This is a genomic window from Allomuricauda sp. ANG21 (assembly GCF_040705235.1).
In the GTDB taxonomy this organism is placed as follows: domain Bacteria; phylum Bacteroidota; class Bacteroidia; order Flavobacteriales; family Flavobacteriaceae; genus Flagellimonas; species Flagellimonas marina.
This window is the reverse complement of the sequence record NZ_JBFCVT010000002.1, coordinates 169,520-187,596: the sequence shown is the minus strand read 5'-3', so window position 1 is coordinate 187,596 and position 18,077 is coordinate 169,520. Positions and strand designations below refer to the sequence as shown.

The window sequence follows — 18,077 nt, the reverse complement described above, 5'->3', positions numbered from 1 at the left end:
TAAAAAAAATTCTTTTCGCGATAGCCTTTATTTTTTCTGGGGTTTTGGGCATGTCCCAGACTCCAAAAGGTGACGCTCCACCCAAAGTTGGGCTGGTTCTCAGTGGTGGTGGTGCCAAGGGACTCGCCCATATTGGTGCCATTAAGGTGATTGAGGAATCCGGTGTGAAAATAGATTACATAGGAGGCACAAGCATGGGAGCCATTGTGGGTGCTTTGTATGCATCGGGCTACTCCGCCCATGAGCTGGACTCTATTTTTAGGGTGACCGATTTCACTAAACTCATCCAAGATAACGTGCCCAGGGGTGCCAAGACGTTTTATGAAAAGGAGGATTCAGAGCGGTACGCACTGGCCTTGCCGTTCACTAATTTCAGTATTTCCTTTCCACAAGCTATTTCTGGAGGGCAGAACATCTATAATGAATTGGTGCGATTGCTCTACCATGTGAAGGACGTTCAAGATTTTAAAAAATTGCCCATTCCGTTTTTGTGCGTGGCCACCAATGTGGAAACGGGTGAAGAGGTCATGTTGGATCAGGGGTATTTGCCCGAGGCCATTATGGCAAGTGGTACCTTTCCATCACTTTTTGAGCCATCGGAGATTGATGGGGACATTTTAATTGATGGTGGCGTGGTAAATAACTATCCGATAGACAAGATACAGGCAATGGGAGCAGATGTTATCATTGGGGTGGACGTACAGCACAATCTCTCCACACGAGAATCACTGATGTCCGCCACCGAAATTTTGCTTCAAATCAACAATTACAGGACGGTCAATGATATGAAAAAGAAGGCAGCCAAAACCGATATCTACATCCGACCAGAGATTGACGATTTTTCTGTAATTGACTTTGGCAGAAGCAAAGCAATCGTAAAAAGCGGGGAGGAAGCCGCCAAGACCAAAGAACAGGAATTACAGGACTTGGCCCAAAGACAAAGTAACCCGAGGGTAAGCAAGAAACGGGTACAGCCCATAGATAGCCTTACCATTAACCGGATGATTATTAGGGGAAATGATCAGTATACCCGGGGGTACATCAAAGGAAAATTGCGGTTCAATTTGGCTGAAAAAATTTCTTTTGATGACCTAAAACAGGGAATGAACAATCTTTCGGCCACAGGGAACTTTAAAGCTATCCGGTATGAGCTGATCTCCAATGGCCTTGGAACCGATTTGGTTTTAAAGCTCAAAGAGAATCCAACAAAGATGTTCATGAAGCTTTCAGCGCACTACGATGATCTCTACAAAAGTGCGGCGCTCATCAACCTCACCAAAAAGAATTTTTTCATGAAGGATGATGTGGCCTCATTTGATTTTATTTTGGGCGATCATGTGCGGTACAACATGCAGTACTATTTGGACAAAGGCTATTATTGGAGTTTTGGGGTAAATTCCAAGTTCACGGATTTTGATGAGGAAATTGACTTTGGATTGATTCAGTCCAATTTTAACGTGCCAAATGACCCCAACATTCGGCAGATCAATTTGGATGTTACCGATTTAACCAATCAGATTTACCTTCAGACCGTTTTACAAGAAGAATTTGCTTTTACCATTGGGGCGGAGCATAAACTTTTACGATACAGCACCCGAACCCTGAACCAGTTTGAAGGTGAGGTTGCCGAGGAGTCGTTGGCCAATCCGCCGGAGCGGACCTATTTTGAAAATTCCAATTACTTCAGCACTTTCGGAAAAATTACGTTGGACACCTATGATGATAAATACTTCCCAACCAAAGGCCTGTATTTTGACAGTGATTTTCATTTGTATCTCTTCTCTTCGGATTTTAATGAGAATTTCAAAGAATTTTCCGTGGGGAAGGCCAGGTTGGGTACCGTAATTCCCTTGTCCCACAACTTAAGTTTTAATGTTGAGACCGAAGGGGGTGTTAAATTTGGCACCTCTGGTGTCACCTCTTTTGATTTTGTTCTGGGTGGATTTGGGAACGATTTTGTAAACAATTTTGTGCCCTTTTTCGGGTATGATTTTTTGAGTCTGCCCGGGAACAGTTTTGTAAAGGCATTCGGAAGGCTGGATTACCGATTTGCCCCTAAGAACCATTTATTGTTTTCAGCAAATTTTGCCAATGTGGATGACGATCTTTTTAGAACCGGTGATTGGTTCAGTGAACCCACTTTTTCGGGCTATGGATTAGGCTATGGATTTGAGTCTTTCATTGGTCCAATCCAAATTTATTATTCTTGGACCCCAGAGATAAAAAATGACAGTATTTTCTTTAGTATTGGATATTGGTTCTAGTTAAGGAAATATTCACGAAACCCCATTTTTTCTTAATAAACTGCCAAAAATCAGCACGGAAAGCATCAATCTCATCGAAGTTAAGTTAAAGTCCGTTAAAAACTTATTTTCCTACAAAGGCTTAATGTATCTTTACATCACATAAGGGGTGGTTCCCTTATAACTTTAAGTATTGGTTTTTCATAATTTAAAGTTTGGTTGGTTATTTAGGAAAAGCCCAGTTTTAAGACTGGGCTTTTTTTGTATTATAATATTTTGGAACAAGATTTGTTTAAGTAAATGTAAAGCGCATAGCCCCGAGAGCGATTTTATTAATTTTATAGCAATAAAAAGGTCATGAAAAAGACATTGATTGTACTTACCCTGCTTATTTCTGCAACTGTGTTGGGGCAAAAGTTCCAACCAGCATACAAGTCAGGTGAATGGCTAAAGTTCAGAATTCACTACGGATTTTTGAACGCAAGCTATGCCACACTACACCTTACCTCCGATACATTGGATAGTATTCCGGTATATCATGTGGTCGGCGAAGGAAAGACTACTGGATTTGCCAGTATCTTCTTTAAGGTCGATGACACCTATGAAAGTTACTTTGGCCGCAAGAATGGAAAACCCTATAGATTTGTGAGAAAGATAGACGAAGGGGGCTATACCAAGGATATCGAAATCGACTTTAACTATAAAGAGGAAATGGCCGTTCTTAGGGATAACAAGAATGGGACCGAGCAGCGAATACCGGTGCACAATAAAATTCAGGATCTTATCTCGGCTTCCTATTTTATGAGGAACAATTACAATCTGGAAGAATTTGAGGAAGGCCAATCCATTAATCTTGATATGTTGTTCGATGATGACGGGGTTTTTCAGTTTAAATTGAAATATTTAGGAAAAGAAGTGCTCAGAACCAAGTTTGGAAAGGTGGAATGTCTTAAATTTAGGCCTTTGGTTCAGTCGGGTCGTGTTTTTAAAGAAAAAGAGAGCCTTACCCTCTGGGTTTCAAACGATTTGAACAAAATTCCGATAAGAATCAAAGCCGATTTGGCAGTAGGGTCGTTGAAAGCGGATTTGGATGCGTACAACGGACTGCGAAACCAGTTTAAAATAATAATGGATTAGTTTGGATGAAGAATGATGAGCGAATTGAGTCCCAAATCAATAAGCTTGAGGAAAAGTACAAAAATTCGGGTCAGGACTTAAGCTCTTATCTGGATGGTTTGCTCTACCAGAGATACCTTACCTATTGGGACTACATACATTTGGATACCCTTCTGAGCCTTCAGGTGCCCCGCACCCATTTCCCCGATGAGGAAATCTTCATCATGTACCACCAAATAACCGAACTCTATTTTAAATTGATCATCCATGAGCAAAAACAGATTGTAGAAGACCGCTCACAAGACATCCAATTCTTTATTGAAAAAGTAACTAGGATCAACAACTACTTCAAGGCCCTTATTTCTTCGTTCAGCATAATGATTAAGGGAATGCAACGGGAACAGTTTTTGCGATATCGAATGGCGTTGTTGCCTGCGAGTGGATTTCAATCAGCACAGTACCGGATGATAGAGCTCTATGCCACCCCTTTGCAAAATTTGGTGCACCATACAGAGCGCGATGATTTTTCGGCCAAAGATAGTATTGAGGAACTTTTTGAGCATATCTATTGGAAAAATGGAGCAACTGATAAGGACACAGGAGAAAAGACCTTGACCCTCAAACAATTTGAGATTCGATACACTCCTCGTTTATTGCGCATTGCCAATCAGGTTAAGGAAAGCACTGTATATCAAAAATATCTACAATTGCCCGATACATCTCGGAATAATAAAGAGTTGATTAAGGCGTTAAAAGATTTGGATATGAACGCCAATGTAAATTGGCCGCTAATGCATATGGGTTCCGCTTACAGATATCTGGCCAAGGGAAACCAAGAGATTGATGCCACTGGAGGCACCAATTGGAAACAGTATTTACCGCCCAGTTTTCAGAAAATAATATTTTTCCCAACTTTGTACTCAGAAAATGAGCTGGATACATGGGGAAAACAATGGGTGGACCATATATTTAATCCGGCAAACAAGGAATACAAGGAACAAGAATAGCATGCAAAAATTTTTTGGGGCAATTTTGACGCTGGTGGTTCTAGTGTCATGTAAAGAAGAAAAGGTTGTTGTAAATGAAGAGTTGGCAAAGGTGGAAACCATAGAAAAACCACCTGTGTTGCATTACGGCTTTAACCTAGAAGATTATACCGTTGTTCATGATACGGTACGAAATGGGGACAGCTTTGGGGAGTTAATGTTGAAGAACAAGGTAGACTATCCAAAAATTGCAGCCATTTCGGAGAACTATCGTGACACCTTCGATGTCAGAAAAATTCAAGTAGGCAAACCTTACCTTATTTTAAAGTCAAAAGACACCTCTGAAGTTGCCGAAGTGTTCATTTACCAAAACGATAAGATCAATTATACCGTAGTTGACCTTCGCGATTCAACCAAAGCGTATAAGAGCAAAAAAAGAGTAAAATTGGTGGAGCGCGAAATAGGGGGCGTTATAGACCATAGCCTGTCCATGTCCATAGATACGTTGGGGGTAGATTACAACCTTACCTTTGCACTTTCCGATATCTATGCCTGGACCATTGATTTTGGTCGATTGGACAAAGGCGACAAATTCAAGGTGGTTTTTGAGGAACGCTATATCAATGATACCATTTATGCGGGAATTGGCGCGGTAAAGGCGGCCTATTTTGAGCACAAGGGTAAAACCATCTATGCTTTCCCATACATATCAGATTCCACCAACAATATCTTGGAATATTTTGATCAAGATGCGAACAATCTACGAAGCACATTTTTGCGTGCCCCAATTAAATTTAAATATAGAGTATCCTCGCGCTATAATCTAAAAAGGAGAATTGCCTATTACGGTTATAAAGTAAGACCCCATAAAGGCACCGATTTTGCTGCACCCATTGGCACTCCCATTGTGGCCACTGCTGATGGTACCGTAACCGAATCTACCCGAAGGGGCGGAAATGGTAAATATGTAAAAATCAGACATAACGATACGTACAGCACCCAGTACCTTCACATGAAGGCACAAAACGTTAAGCGAGGTGATTTTGTACGTCAAGGCGATGTGATAGGATGGGTTGGAATGACCGGAAATACGGGTGGCCCACACGTTTGTTACCGTTTTTGGAAATATGGAAGACAAGTAGACCCATTTAGGGAAGAACTTCCTGCTGCGGAACCTATTGCAGACTCGTTGCGTACCGACTATTTGGCATACATTCAACCATTGCGAGATCAATTGGATTGCATAGAATTTGTGGACCCAACACCAGAACCAGAAGAGAACCTATTAACGTATAACCAGTAATGGCCCTACCCAAGATCAACCCTACAACCACCAACGCTTGGAAAAAACTTTCTAAACACTACACCGAAAATAAAGACACCCACCTAAGACAACTCTTTGCCAAAGACAAGAACAGAGGCAAAAAGTTCAGTATTCAGTGGAACGATTTCTTCGTGGATTATTCCAAAAACCGAATCACGGAAGAAACCCTTTCGCTTTTGCTGGATTTGGCCGAAGAGGTAAAACTCAAGGAGGCCATGGAAGGATATTTCGGAGGAGACTTGATCAACCAAACCGAAGGAAGGGCAGTTCTTCACACTGCGCTCAGGGCAAAGAAAGGAGATGTTGTTCATGTGGATGGCAAAAATGTTGTTGAAGAAGTATACCAAGTAAAAGAAAAAATTAAATCCTTTTCCGAAGCGGTGATTTTAGGAAACAAAAAGGGATTTACGGGAAAAGCCTTTACCGATATTGTCAACATAGGCATCGGCGGATCGGATTTAGGCCCTGCAATGGTGACTGAAGCCCTAAAGTTCTATCAGAACCACTTGAAGACCCACTTTGTGAGCAATGTTGATGGGGATCATGTGCACGAGGTATTAAAAGAACTCAACCCAGAGACTACCTTATTTGTTATTGTCTCCAAATCCTTCACAACCCAAGAAACCTTGAGCAATGCCCTCACCATTAAAAAATGGTTTTTGGAAAATGCTTCCCAAGAAGATGTGGCCAAACATTTTGTGGCGGTTTCCACCAACCTTGAAAAAATTGAGGAGTTTGGTATTGCCGATGATAATGTGTTCCCCATGTGGGATTGGGTCGGGGGGCGATTTTCGCTTTGGAGTGCGGTTGGTTTATCCATAGCGCTTTCGGTTGGATATCAAAATTTTGATGACCTCTTGGTAGGGGCACATACCATGGACACCCATTTTAAAGAAACACCCTTTTCAGAAAACATTCCTGTTGTCTTGGCTTTGTTAAGTGTTTGGTACAATAATTTTTATGGGGCCGAAACCGAGGCCATTATTCCCTATACCCAATACTTGCATCGTTTTTCGGCCTATTTGCAGCAGGGCATTATGGAGAGTAATGGAAAAAGCGTGGACCGAGCAGGCAACCGGGTCGATCTCCAGACCGGAACCATTATTTGGGGAGAACCGGGCACCAATTCCCAACATGCTTTCTTTCAATTGATCCATCAAGGCACAAAATTGATACCGACAGATTTTATCGGATATAAAAAATCCTTGCACGGTGATGTAGACCATCACAACAAATTAATGGCCAACTTTTTTGCACAGACCGAAGCATTGATGAATGGAAAAACTGTTGATGAGGTCAAAAAAGAATTGGAAGCACAGGGTGTGTCAGAAAATGAGCAAAAGTCCCTACTTCCGTTTAAAGTATTTGAGGGCAATAAACCCACCAATACCATACTTATTAACAAGCTTACACCCAAAAGTCTGGGAGCATTGATTGCACTTTATGAACACAAAATCTTCGTTCAGGGTGTAATTTGGAACATCTTTAGCTACGATCAATGGGGCGTGGAATTGGGCAAGCAACTGGCCAAAACTATTCTCAGCGACATTGAAAATTCAGAAATTGGCAAGCATGATAGCTCTACGTTACGTCTTTTACAATTTTTTAAGAGCTAATTAAGTAGGTTTTTATTTGTTAAGAAAAACCATAAACATTTGTTTGTCAACTGTTTTTGTTTGTTAATTTTGTGTTAACTGTATAAGTGTCATTTTAACCTTGACTTAATCGTTGAGTGTCAAAAATGCAGCACTTTTGCAGGGCAAATTAAACACTTAAACATTGAATAATGAAAAAAATCTACTTGGCTATTGTAGCGATTTTTGTATCTGCAATGGCATTTTCACAAGGAACAATTACTGGTACTGTAGTGGACGGCGAGCTTGGTGGCCCGCTCCCTGGTGCTAGCGTGGTGGTTAAGGGTACTTCCATTGGTACCTCTACTGATTTTGATGGAAACTTCACCTTGGAAGTCAACCAAGCTTCCGGGACTTTGGTGGTTTCTTATATTGGGTTTGTTAAGAAGAACATTACTTTTAGTTCTACTGGGAGTGTAGGGACAATTACCCTACAGCCCGATGCCGAGGAATTGGAAGGAGTAGTAGTGGTGGGTACCGGTATTATCGACCTTGCTGCTGATAGAAAAACCCCAATTGCGGTTTCTTCCGTTCCCGTAAAGATCATTCAAGAAAAAATTGGCACACAAGACGTTACCATGACCTTGGTAAACACCCCTTCTGTTTATGTATCAGGACAGTCAGGCGGATTTGGAGATACCAACATGAGAGTGCGTGGTTTTGACCAAGACAATACCGCTTTCCTTTTAAACGGTCAGCCTATCAATGGTATGGAAGATGGATTGATGTACTGGTCAAACTGGTCTGGATTGAACGATATCGCCTCTGGAGTACAGATTCAAAGAGGTTTGGGATCTTCAAAATTGGCTATTTCTTCTGTAGGGGGTACAGTGAACTTTGTGACAAAAGCCACTGAAATGAATGAAGGAGGCTTTGGATATGCCACTGTGGCCAACAACAACTATATTAAAACTTCTGCTGGCTACAACACCGGTATTTCTGACAAGGGTTGGGGATTGAGTGTAATGCTTTCGCACTGGCAAGGAGATGGATATAATGAAGGTAATTTTGGTGAAGGTCAGACCTATTTCATTTCGGTTGGATACACACCAAACGACAGCCATAACTTCAACTTTTTGATTACTGGGGCACCTCAGTTCCATGACCAAAACTTTACCAAGCCTATTGCTGACTATTTGGAATATGGATTGCGATACAATAATAACTGGGGTACTTATAATGGCCAATACCTTACTGAAAGGAGAAACTTTTATCACAAGCCTGTTGCTAACCTCAACTGGGACTGGAACATTGATTCATCCACTAGTTTGTCTACGGTTTTGTATGCCTCTTGGGGTAATGGTGGAGGTACTGGAGATCGTGGTAACCGAATTAGAACAGATGATGGCTATATAGACTATGACGCTATCTACGCTTTCAATAACAGTGTACCTAATGGTGCCGGCGGCTATTTTGCTGCAGGTGGAGGGTATATTACTAGAGCATCCATGAACTTGCACAACTGGTATGGGTTGATTTCAAACTTTGAAAAGCAATTATCTGATAATTTGACTTGGAACGTAGGTTTTGATCTAAGAACCTATTATGGAAAACACTTCAGGGTAGTCTCTAACTTCCACGGCCTAAATTCATGGCAAGAAAATATTCGTTTGAGAGATCAAAACAACAATCATGAAACCTATGGTACTTTTGGTACGTATAAGCAAGTAATTGCTACTGAGTCATTCAGACCATCAGGTTGGGCTGCTGCTTTCAACAGCTATCCAGAAGACCAAAAAATTGCCTATAGCAATGATGAGCGTATTTCTTACGGAGGATTGTTCACGCAGTTAGAGTATGCTACCGATCAGTTTTCTGCTTTCTTCCAAGGGTCAATATCCAATCAGTATCACCAAAGATTTGATCCATACCAGTACGCTGATCAATCTTTGATCGATGGTACTTCTCCACAATGGACAGGAACTCCACTACCTGCTGGAATAGAGCCAGGGGTGGATTCAGAAAAAGTGAACAACTTTGGATATAATGCAAAAGGTGGATTCAGCTATAGCCCAACTGACCAACACAGTTTTTACTTCAACACAGGATACTATAATCGTCAACCGTATCACGATAACATTTATTTGAACTTTACCAACCAAATAAATCCGTTGACCGAAAATGAGAAAATCTTTGGTTTGGAAGCGGGTTATGGATACTCTAGCTCTATTTTTTCTGGTAATATAAACCTGTACCGCACTTCATGGAAAGATCGTGTAGTGACCAGTTCAGATGTTGTAGACGATGTGGTTACATTTACTTCTAACTTTGGTGCAGAGCAGTTGCACAGTGGTATAGAGTTGGATGCTAAAGTAAGACCTTGCAGCGGACTTAGCCTTAATGCTTTCGCTTCTATAGGAGATTGGCAGTACAAAGGCGAGACCGTAACCCAAGTGACAGACGAAGAGCGTAACGTAATTAGCACCGAGAACCAAGATATTGATGGAGGTAAAGTAGGTGGTGCTGCCCAGCTTTCTGGAGGTCTTGGCTTTGCATACAGAATTTCCAACATGTTCTCCATTGATTCTGATTTCAGATACTATGACAACCTGTATGCAGATGTTGGGGCCATCAAGGAAAATCTGGAACTGCCATCCTTCAGCTTGTTGGATGCAGGGGTTACCTTTAACCTTCCTGTTGGAATTGACAAAACCAAGAACCTAAAGATTAGGGCCAATATGAACAACGTATTGGATAAAGAATATATCTCCAGATTGACCACGGCCAATTTTGCCGAAGCTGGTGATGAGCTTTATGAAGGTATTGCAGTTTCCAACCAAGGATACTTTGGTTGGGGAAGAACCTGGAACGTTACACTGCGTTACGATTTTTAATTGTATCTCAAAAAAATATAGGAAACCCTGCCAACCGGCAGGGTTTTTTTATTTTCAAATTCGTTATTTTTAAAACCGAAAAACTACACTCAAAATGGAAATTATCAAGAACCTACATTCGTATCTTGCCTACATTGTATTGGCTGTACTCATCATTGCTGTTGTAAATGCTATCATGGGCTGGCTTGGCAAAAAGGACTTTACCTTGCAGAAGGACCTTAGAATAAGTCTTTTCGCGCTAATTTTAAGTCACATTCAGCTTTTGGTTGGACTTATTCTGTACTTTGTTTCGGCAAACGGCCTAAAGGCCATACAGGCTTTGGGCATGGGTGGATTGAACGCTCCCGCTCGTCTTCTGGCCTTGGAACATCCGTTCACAAACATTATTGCACTTGCCTTGATCACCATTGGGTGGTCTCGCCATAAAAAGTTTATGGAAAGCGATAAAAAGTTCAAGACCATTACCATTTTCTATGGCCTTGGGTTGCTGTTGATCCTTAGCCGTATTCCATGGGGGCAGTGGTTTAGTTAAGGCTGTCATTCCCGCGAAGGCGGGAATCTCATTCTTTTTCTTTAATCAGAAACAAATACACCGGAAAATGGTCGCTATATCCCGCCGTATAGCTTCCTCCAGAATATGTTCTTAGGGGATACCCTTTATATTTTCCGCCATTGGTTCTCATAAAGGAAGGGGAGAAGATACTCGCTTTCCAATAGGATAAGGTTTGTTTCTCATTATTGACCAAATTGGCGGTCATAAAAAATTGGTCGAACAAATTCCATTTATCGCGATACGCCAAGGAACCTATTCCCTTTTTGTACAATTGTTCCATGGGATTAAAGAGGTCCAAGCTGTCCAGTTCTTTGGTTTTCCCCTTCGTTTTCAAAATACTTTTAAGACTGTTGTCTCTTGGGTCGTCATTTAGATCACCCATGCAAATAATCTTGGCCTTCCAGTTCAGGTTTTGGATGGAATCAATGATTCGCTTGTTCAACAGTGCAGCCCGCACCCGCTTGGGATTGCTTTTGGAAGCACCGCCCCTTCGGGACGGCCAATGGTTCACCACAAAGTAGACATCCTCCCCATCCATACGTCCACCAACCACCAATTGGTCTCGGGTATAAACGCGTTCGCCAAGGTCATCAAACAACAAAAGCCGATGACTTTTAAATGAACTGGGCAGATACGAAGCTTTTTTATAGAGCAGGGCCACATCAATCCCACGGGCATCAGGGGAATCAAAATGAACAATTCCGTAATCTTTGTCCCTTAAATTGGGATGTAGGATTAGATCTTCAACAACTTTTCTATTCTCCACTTCACATAATCCAATAACATCCGGTGAAGTTTTGGACGTGTCCTCCCCTATCTTGGAAAGCACTTTTGTAACATGTTCAATCTTTCGGAGATACCGCTCATGGGTCCAATGATAACTTCCTTCGGGTGTGCGTTCATCATCAAAAGTGAGGGAGTCGTTCTCGGTATCAAACAGATTTTCAACGTTGTAGAACGCAATGGTTCTTAGGGTGTAGATTTTGGACGTTTGTCCATAAAGTGAGGTCGATATTAATACAAGTAGGCATATTAATAATCGCATTTTATTTTGATTTTGCCCCTAAAATAAGTAAGATTGTGAAATTATCGCGCAGCCTGTAAGGCAATTACAACCCCTTTTTATTAATTAACCTACTCAACGGCTATGAGAACAGCCATGTTCTTGGCTATGTTCTGTTGCTTCAATTTGCAATATGGACAACAGGACACTGCCATTATGGGACGCGTACAAGAAAAGGGGACAAATGTACCCATCCACAATGCTATCATTTCAGCAGAAGCCCTATCCCAAGAAATTTTTACGAATGAAGACGGGAGTTTTGAGTTTGAGATTCATTATTCTGGGGATGTTTTGTTGTCCATTTCCGCACCGGACTTTATTACCAAACGCTTTTCGATATATCTGTCTGGCGAGACCATTGACTTGGGTAAGATTCTATTGGAAAGAGACATTGAACGGGAAAAAACGGACAACTTGATCACTCTTACGGATGGTGACCTTTTAGATGATGGAGAATCTGTTTCGGGAGCCTTGGGATTATTGCAATCCACCAAGGATATATTCCTGAATAGGGCTGCGTTCGATTTTGGCCAGGCATTCTTTAAAGTACGGGGGTACGATTCCCAAAACGGCAGTGTTTTGGTCAATGGCATTCCCATGAACAAATTTTTTGATGGAAGACCGCAATGGAACAATTGGGGCGGGCTCAATGATGTGGTCCGAAATCAGGAATATACCTATGGCTTAACGGAGAACACGTATGCTTTTGGAGGGGTTTTGGGTACCACAAATATCGATACAAGCCCGTCTGGGATGAGGTCGGGCATCCGTTTGTCCAGTTCTGCATCCAACCGAACCTATAGAGGTAGACTGATGGCTACGTATAATTCAGGTTTGGGAAAAAAGGGATTGGCCTACACCTTTTCCGCTTCTCGGAGATGGGCCAAAGAAGGATTTGTAGAGGGTACATTGTATGACGCCTACTCCTTTTTTGGCTCCTTGGAATACCAATTTAATCCTAGGAACAGTATTATCCTTACCTCCATTTTGGCGCGAAATCGAAGGGGCCGTTCTTCGGCACTTACGGAAGAAGCTTTCCAGCTTATGGGGAATCAATACAATCCCTATTGGGGCATCCAAGACGGACGAATTCGAAACTCTAGGGAACGTGACATTTTTGAACCCCTGTTCCTGTTGAACTACAAATTAAACCTGGAAAGCTTGGATTGGAATTTGGGTGTTGCCTATCAATTTGGGTCCAATGCAAGGAGCCGATTGGGCTATTTTAACGCACCAAACCCAGACCCTACCTACTATCGATATCTGCCCAGCTATTACATCAACAGCTCCATTGGGGCCGACTTTATCAATGCAAATCTGGCCAAGGAAGCTCTTTTGGACAACCCCCAAATGGACTGGAATCAACTCTATATCGCGAATACCAACCCTAACACCAATGGCAAGGCTGCCTATGTACTTTACAACGATGTCGCCAGTGATGCCCAAATGACATTTTCAACTAGTTTAGACTACCATCTTAATGAGATGATCAATTTGGGCCTGGGGGGTAATTATAGAAAATTGTCTTCAGATAACTATGCCAAGATTCAGGATTTGTTGGGCGCTGAGTTTCATGAGGATATTGATGCTTTTTCCAATACCCTGAATGATGCCAACGGCAGTTTGCAAAAAATGGAAGATGACATTTTTAATTATCACTATAACTTGGATGCTTCCCAGTTTGAAGCTTACGGTCAAGCTTTGGTATCGACTAAAAAGTGGAGTGGATTTGCTTCGGCTTCCATGACCGGTTTTTCTGTGCAACGAAACGGATTGTTCACCAATGAACGCTTTTTGGACAGCTCGTTTGGACCAAGTGAAAAAGTAGCATTCACCACCGTGGGATTAAAAGGAGGTCTCACCTACTTTTTTACGGGGCGTCATTGGTTTACGGCAAACGGCGCAAAAATTGAACGCGTGCCTACACTCCAAAACACTTTTATCAACCCAAGAGAAAACAACGCTGTTGTTCCCGACCTTCAAAAAGAGACCATCACCACTTTAGATTTGAATTATTTTATCAGATTGCCCGATGTAACCGGACGGATAAGTGCATTCTACACCCGTTTTCAAAATAGAACCGACATCAATTTCTTTTTTGTGGACTCGGGTCTGGGCTCCGACTTTGTGCAGGAGGTGATAACGGGTTTAGATCAATTGCACAAAGGAATCGAGTTTGGTTTAGAATATGAGGCGTCATCCAACGTAAAAATAACCGCTGTTGGTAATTTTGGACACTACGTGTACGCTAGCGACCCCTATGTTCAAATAAATTTCGATACCGCTGGGGCAGAAGAAGAACTCATAGCCCAGGAGGGCACCATAGATTTGGGCATTGCCAAACTTAAGGATTTAAAATTGTCCCAAGGCCCACAGACTGCCCTTGCCTTAGGGGTGGAATACAGAGCTCCAAAATATTGGTGGGTTGGCGCTACGGCGAATTACCTTACCAATAATTACATTAACATATCCACCATCACGCGTACGCCAAGCTTTCTTTTGGACCCAGACACCGGCGAGCCCTTTCCTGATGCCACAGACGAAAATGTTGATGCACTTTTAAAACAGCAGCCCTTAGATGATATCTACCTGCTTAACCTCATTGGGGGCAAATCGTGGCTGTGGGGCAAAAAATACATCAGTGCTTTTGTAAGTATCAACAATCTCTTTGATTCGGTTTTTAGGACTGGAGGATATGAACAAAGTCGTAATGGCAATTTTGGACAATTGCAACAAGATAATTTGAGCGGTACCCCATCCTTCGCGCCAAAATATTGGTACAGCTATGGAAGAACCTATTTTTTAAATCTGGCAATAAGTTTTTAACACTAAAAATATGAGAGAACAACGATACCGCTATGCAATTCTTTTTAGTATGATTTTGATGACATCTTGCGTGGGAAGCGTAGATTTTGACACGCCCAATACCCAATGTGATACCAACTTGGAACCTAACTTAACCTTTTCTGAACTGGATGAGTTAATCGGGGATGAAGTTGTTCAAGTTCATGACGATTTAATTTTAGAAGGCTATGTGATTTCCTCTGACAAAGCGGGGAACTTTTTCAATGTGCTGCACCTACAAGATGCTCCAGAAAACCCCACAATGGGCATACAGATTGAAATTGATTTCCGTGAATCCTATTTGTTTTACCCCGAAGGAAGCAAGGTGTTGGTAAAGTTGAAAGGCTTGTATATGGGAAAAAGTGGTGATGTCGTAAAGTTGGGAGGAACGTTCACGTCTTTTGGGAATATTTCAGTAGGTCGTTTGCCTGGATTGAAGGTCCCTGAGCATATTTTTTTGGCATGCGACGATAATGGTGTGGTTAAGCCTGTTAAAGCCACAATTGCTGAATTGGAAAATGTTCCTTCGAACACCTTGGTCCAAATAGATAGTTTGGAGTTTGTGGAAGTTGAATTAGGGCAATCGTTTGCCATTGCCCAAGAGGAAACGGAACGAATCCTAAAAGACTGCATGGAAGATGAAATTGGAATGCTGAACAGTGGTTATTCCGACTTTCAGGCCGAGTTGCTTCCGGAAAACAATGGATCGGTCACTGGGATTTTAATCAAAGACGGAAAGAAACATCAATTGGTAATTCGTAGTTTGGAAGATCTTAATTTTTCCAATGAGCGCTGTCCAGAAATCATAACGGAGTTTACATCCACTCAAATTTTTATTTCAGAATTGGCGGATCCAGATAATTCCACCGGGGATATCAATACACGTTTTGTGGAACTCTACAATTCAGCAACAGAACCATTGGATTTAAACCTATGGACACTTCGGCGCTATACCAACGACAATACCGAGCTAAGTTCCACCATTGATTTATCCGGGCTAATCATTGATCCTGAAAGTACTTTGGTGATTTCGCCAGATGCTGAAAGTTTTGAAATGGTCTATGGATTCCCACCAGATTTGGGTGTTTCCACCAACAGCCCGGCAGATTCCAATGGCGATGATAATTTGGAATTGGTTGACCCCTTTGGTAAGGTGATCGATGTGTTTGGAGTTATTGGAGAAGATGGTACGGGCACCAACCATGAATTTGAGGACGGTCGGGCTGTTCGCAATCCAGAAATAGTAGAGGGAAATCCGGTCTACTCTTTTTCAGAATGGACCGTTTATAACGATACAGGTGATGCAGGGACCATACAGCAACCCCAAAATGCCCCTGAAGATTTTACACCGGGCAAAAGGGAATAACAGTACCATTATAAGAAGGTGAAAAAAACTATGTATATTGTACTGAACCTTAAACTTTTAACTAAATGAAAAAACTAACATTTGCAATATTGTTCGGTGTTGCCCTGATATGTCAATGTCAGGCACAGCGTATATCAAAAAATGCTCTTGGCATCCGTATAGGTGATGATGATGGGTTTGATTCCTTAGGAGCGGAAATCAGTTACCAATTAGGTATTTTACAAAACAATAGATTGGAATTTAATTTGGGGATAAGAAGTCAAAAAGATGTTTATGATGCTTTCAAAGCTGTCGGTCTTTACCAATGGGTGATGCCTTTAGACCAGTCATTTCACTGGTATGTGGGAGCCGGTGCAGGTTTAGGCAATGTGGACTATGATTTTGGTGGGTCAGACACTTTTGCGTTGCTGGCTGGGAATATTGGATTGGAATATAATTTCAAGATTCCTTTGCTTTTATCCTTGGATATGAGACCAGAAATTGGTTTTGGGGATGATTCTTACGGAGATGGCTTTGATTTTGATTTAGGTCTTGGTATACGATATCAGTTTTAATACAAAAAGCCCCGTATCGGGGCTTTTTTTTATATGAGGTCTACGTCTTTAAAACGGTTTGTACCCAAATTTTTGTCCCCCCACTGAGGCATCGGCCATAAGGCCCGCTTTTGGCAACGCAAAAACGGCAACACCATCTTTGTATTTGGCATTAAAAGCAATACCAGATTTAAGCGCAACGGCGGAAGTTTCTGCGGCAAATTGGAACTTTTCTTCCTTAAAACGCTGTAAGTCTACCGGGGTCTCAAAAAAGATAACCTCTATAATGGCTTGTCCGCCGGCTTGCAAACCAATATTCAATTTTTTAAGGTCGGCCATGCCTACGGCCACGCCACCTTCATAAACAACGCCGTTTCCAGAGGCACCACCAATGATAAAACCTCCTTTCCCAACATTGGGGAAAATGACATAACCGGCTGAGTTTTCAAAAAAACTTTCCAATCCAGGAACTGTGGTCAAAAGTGTTTGCTTTGCTTCCACAGCATCGGCCATTATTTTTTTATCTTTTTTATTTTGGGCGAAAACACTGGTGGTAGAGACTACCAATGCCACCAGCAAAATTGATTTTAAAACTTTCATAGTGTTCTTGTTTTATAGTGTTTCCCAAAGTTAAACAACAAACCCCTTCCAAAATGGAAAGGGTTTGCCAATTATTGTTAATGAAAGCTTATGGTTTTGTCTATTCGGGAAAATCAGAATGGGCCATTACCTCCTCCATTTGCAATACATGACGTTCCGTATGTGCGGCGGTGAACATAATGAGTTGAACCCCGTCAACGGTTCCAAAAGGAAGGTCTTTATTGTACCTGTTCCTTAAATCGTCGTCTGTGGTTTTTACGTAGTCAATGAGCTCACTTCGCTTCTCCAAAAAGGCTTGTAATGTTTCTTCATGGGAACCAAATTTGCCGCTGGGTTCAAAGGGCTCGGAAGTTTTCACTTTATTGCTTCGGTCTGTAATTACGGGCATGATTTGTTCATCTTTAAAGGCCAGCGAATCTTTTAGTGCAGGATTGGGTCCGGCAGCTACAGTTTTACCGATTAAGCCCCTAAAAGTACTTTCAACAACGGCAAGGTGCTCAACGCCTTCAGCAATGGACCAAGTGGTCTCGTCAGGTTTAAAGTTGAGCTGCTCATCCGTTAAATCGTCCAAGACATTCAGCATGTGATCTCGCGTTTCGGTGAGGTGCTTGTTCACCATTTCACGTTCTGCATCGGTAAGCTTGGGGCTATCAGCACTGAAACTGAAGAGCACCAAGGCTACTGCGGGTAGAATAAATTTTTTCATTTGTGTGGTTTTTGTGTCTGTTGAGATAGTGTTTTCGGATCAAAAGTGGAATCCATCGTAAAGATAATGTAAATAAACACCCTTTTAGGGGGTGATTATGCCAAAATGCGGGGTGTTTAAGCAAAAGATAAAATCTATGAAACTTAATTTATAAAATAAGATAAATCTATGATTTTATAATATTTTAATATCAATTGTCTATGCTCCTGGTAGGCAATTTTGTAAATTTATGGGACTGAAATTAAACATAAAACATACGAATAAAATGAGTAAAG

The 18,077-nt window shown here is 41.7% G+C and carries 13 protein-coding genes; 10 read left to right on the top strand and 3 right to left on the bottom strand.

The genetic code is table 11. The features are described from left to right. The first annotated feature begins 50 nt into the window (after nucleotides 1–50). From AB1A65_RS03135 to AB1A65_RS03105, 7 genes are all read left to right on the top strand, one after another. On the top strand, nucleotides 51–2,264 hold the full coding sequence (locus AB1A65_RS03135) for a patatin-like phospholipase family protein (protein WP_366587042.1): 2,214 nt from the start codon (nucleotides 51–53) through the stop codon (nucleotides 2,262–2,264). 336 nt (nucleotides 2,265–2,600) lie between these two features. Next, a complete protein-coding gene (locus AB1A65_RS03130; RefSeq protein ID WP_366585550.1) occupies nucleotides 2,601–3,380 on the top strand; it encodes a DUF3108 domain-containing protein in 780 nt (259 codons plus the stop codon). Between the two features lie 5 nt (nucleotides 3,381–3,385). Further along, nucleotides 3,386–4,366 (top strand): tryptophan 2,3-dioxygenase family protein, encoded by a 981-nt coding sequence (locus AB1A65_RS03125; protein WP_366585548.1) that lies wholly within the window; start codon nucleotides 3,386–3,388, stop codon nucleotides 4,364–4,366. A gap of 1 nt (nucleotide 4,367) precedes the next feature. Continuing rightward, nucleotides 4,368–5,648, top strand: a complete 1,281-nt coding sequence (locus tag AB1A65_RS03120) for a peptidoglycan DD-metalloendopeptidase family protein (protein ID WP_366585546.1) — start codon at nucleotides 4,368–4,370, stop codon at nucleotides 5,646–5,648. Beyond that, entirely contained in the window at nucleotides 5,648–7,285 is a 1,638-nt protein-coding gene (gene pgi, locus AB1A65_RS03115; RefSeq protein ID WP_366585544.1) for a glucose-6-phosphate isomerase, read from the top strand. Before AB1A65_RS03120 ends, pgi begins: the two co-directional genes overlap by 1 nt. A gap of 170 nt (nucleotides 7,286–7,455) precedes the next feature. Next, on the top strand, nucleotides 7,456–10,137 hold the full coding sequence (locus AB1A65_RS03110) for a TonB-dependent receptor (RefSeq protein WP_366585542.1): 2,682 nt from the start codon (nucleotides 7,456–7,458) through the stop codon (nucleotides 10,135–10,137). A gap of 94 nt (nucleotides 10,138–10,231) precedes the next feature. Then, nucleotides 10,232–10,669, top strand: a complete 438-nt coding sequence (locus AB1A65_RS03105) for a hypothetical protein (RefSeq protein WP_366585540.1) — start codon at nucleotides 10,232–10,234, stop codon at nucleotides 10,667–10,669. Nucleotides 10,670–10,697: 28 nt separating this feature from the next. Here the strand turns inward: AB1A65_RS03105 and AB1A65_RS03100 are convergent, their stop codons facing one another. After that, nucleotides 10,698–11,735: an endonuclease/exonuclease/phosphatase family protein gene (locus AB1A65_RS03100; RefSeq protein WP_366585538.1), complete on the bottom strand. Its 1,038-nt coding sequence runs from the start codon at nucleotides 11,733–11,735 to the stop codon at nucleotides 10,698–10,700. Between the two features lie 102 nt (nucleotides 11,736–11,837). On the opposite strand from AB1A65_RS03100, the gene AB1A65_RS03095 reads away from it, so the two are divergent. From AB1A65_RS03095 to AB1A65_RS03085, 3 genes are all read left to right on the top strand, one after another. After that, the gene (locus AB1A65_RS03095; protein WP_366585536.1) at nucleotides 11,838–14,579 is read left to right on the top strand and encodes a TonB-dependent receptor; all 2,742 of its coding nucleotides are present in this window, start codon (nucleotides 11,838–11,840) and stop codon (nucleotides 14,577–14,579) included. 10 nt (nucleotides 14,580–14,589) lie between these two features. Continuing rightward, the gene (locus AB1A65_RS03090; RefSeq protein ID WP_366585534.1) at nucleotides 14,590–15,963 is read left to right on the top strand and encodes a DUF5689 domain-containing protein; all 1,374 of its coding nucleotides are present in this window, start codon (nucleotides 14,590–14,592) and stop codon (nucleotides 15,961–15,963) included. Nucleotides 15,964–16,028: 65 nt separating this feature from the next. Beyond that, a complete protein-coding gene (locus AB1A65_RS03085; protein WP_366585532.1) occupies nucleotides 16,029–16,517 on the top strand; it encodes a hypothetical protein in 489 nt (162 codons plus the stop codon). 48 nt (nucleotides 16,518–16,565) lie between these two features. Here the strand turns inward: AB1A65_RS03085 and AB1A65_RS03080 are convergent, their stop codons facing one another. Then, nucleotides 16,566–17,096 (bottom strand): lipid-binding SYLF domain-containing protein, encoded by a 531-nt coding sequence (locus tag AB1A65_RS03080; protein ID WP_366585530.1) that lies wholly within the window; start codon nucleotides 17,094–17,096, stop codon nucleotides 16,566–16,568. 100 nt (nucleotides 17,097–17,196) lie between these two features. Then, nucleotides 17,197–17,802: a DinB family protein gene (locus tag AB1A65_RS03075; RefSeq protein WP_366585528.1), complete on the bottom strand. Its 606-nt coding sequence runs from the start codon at nucleotides 17,800–17,802 to the stop codon at nucleotides 17,197–17,199. Nucleotides 17,803–18,077: the final 275 nt, after the last annotated feature.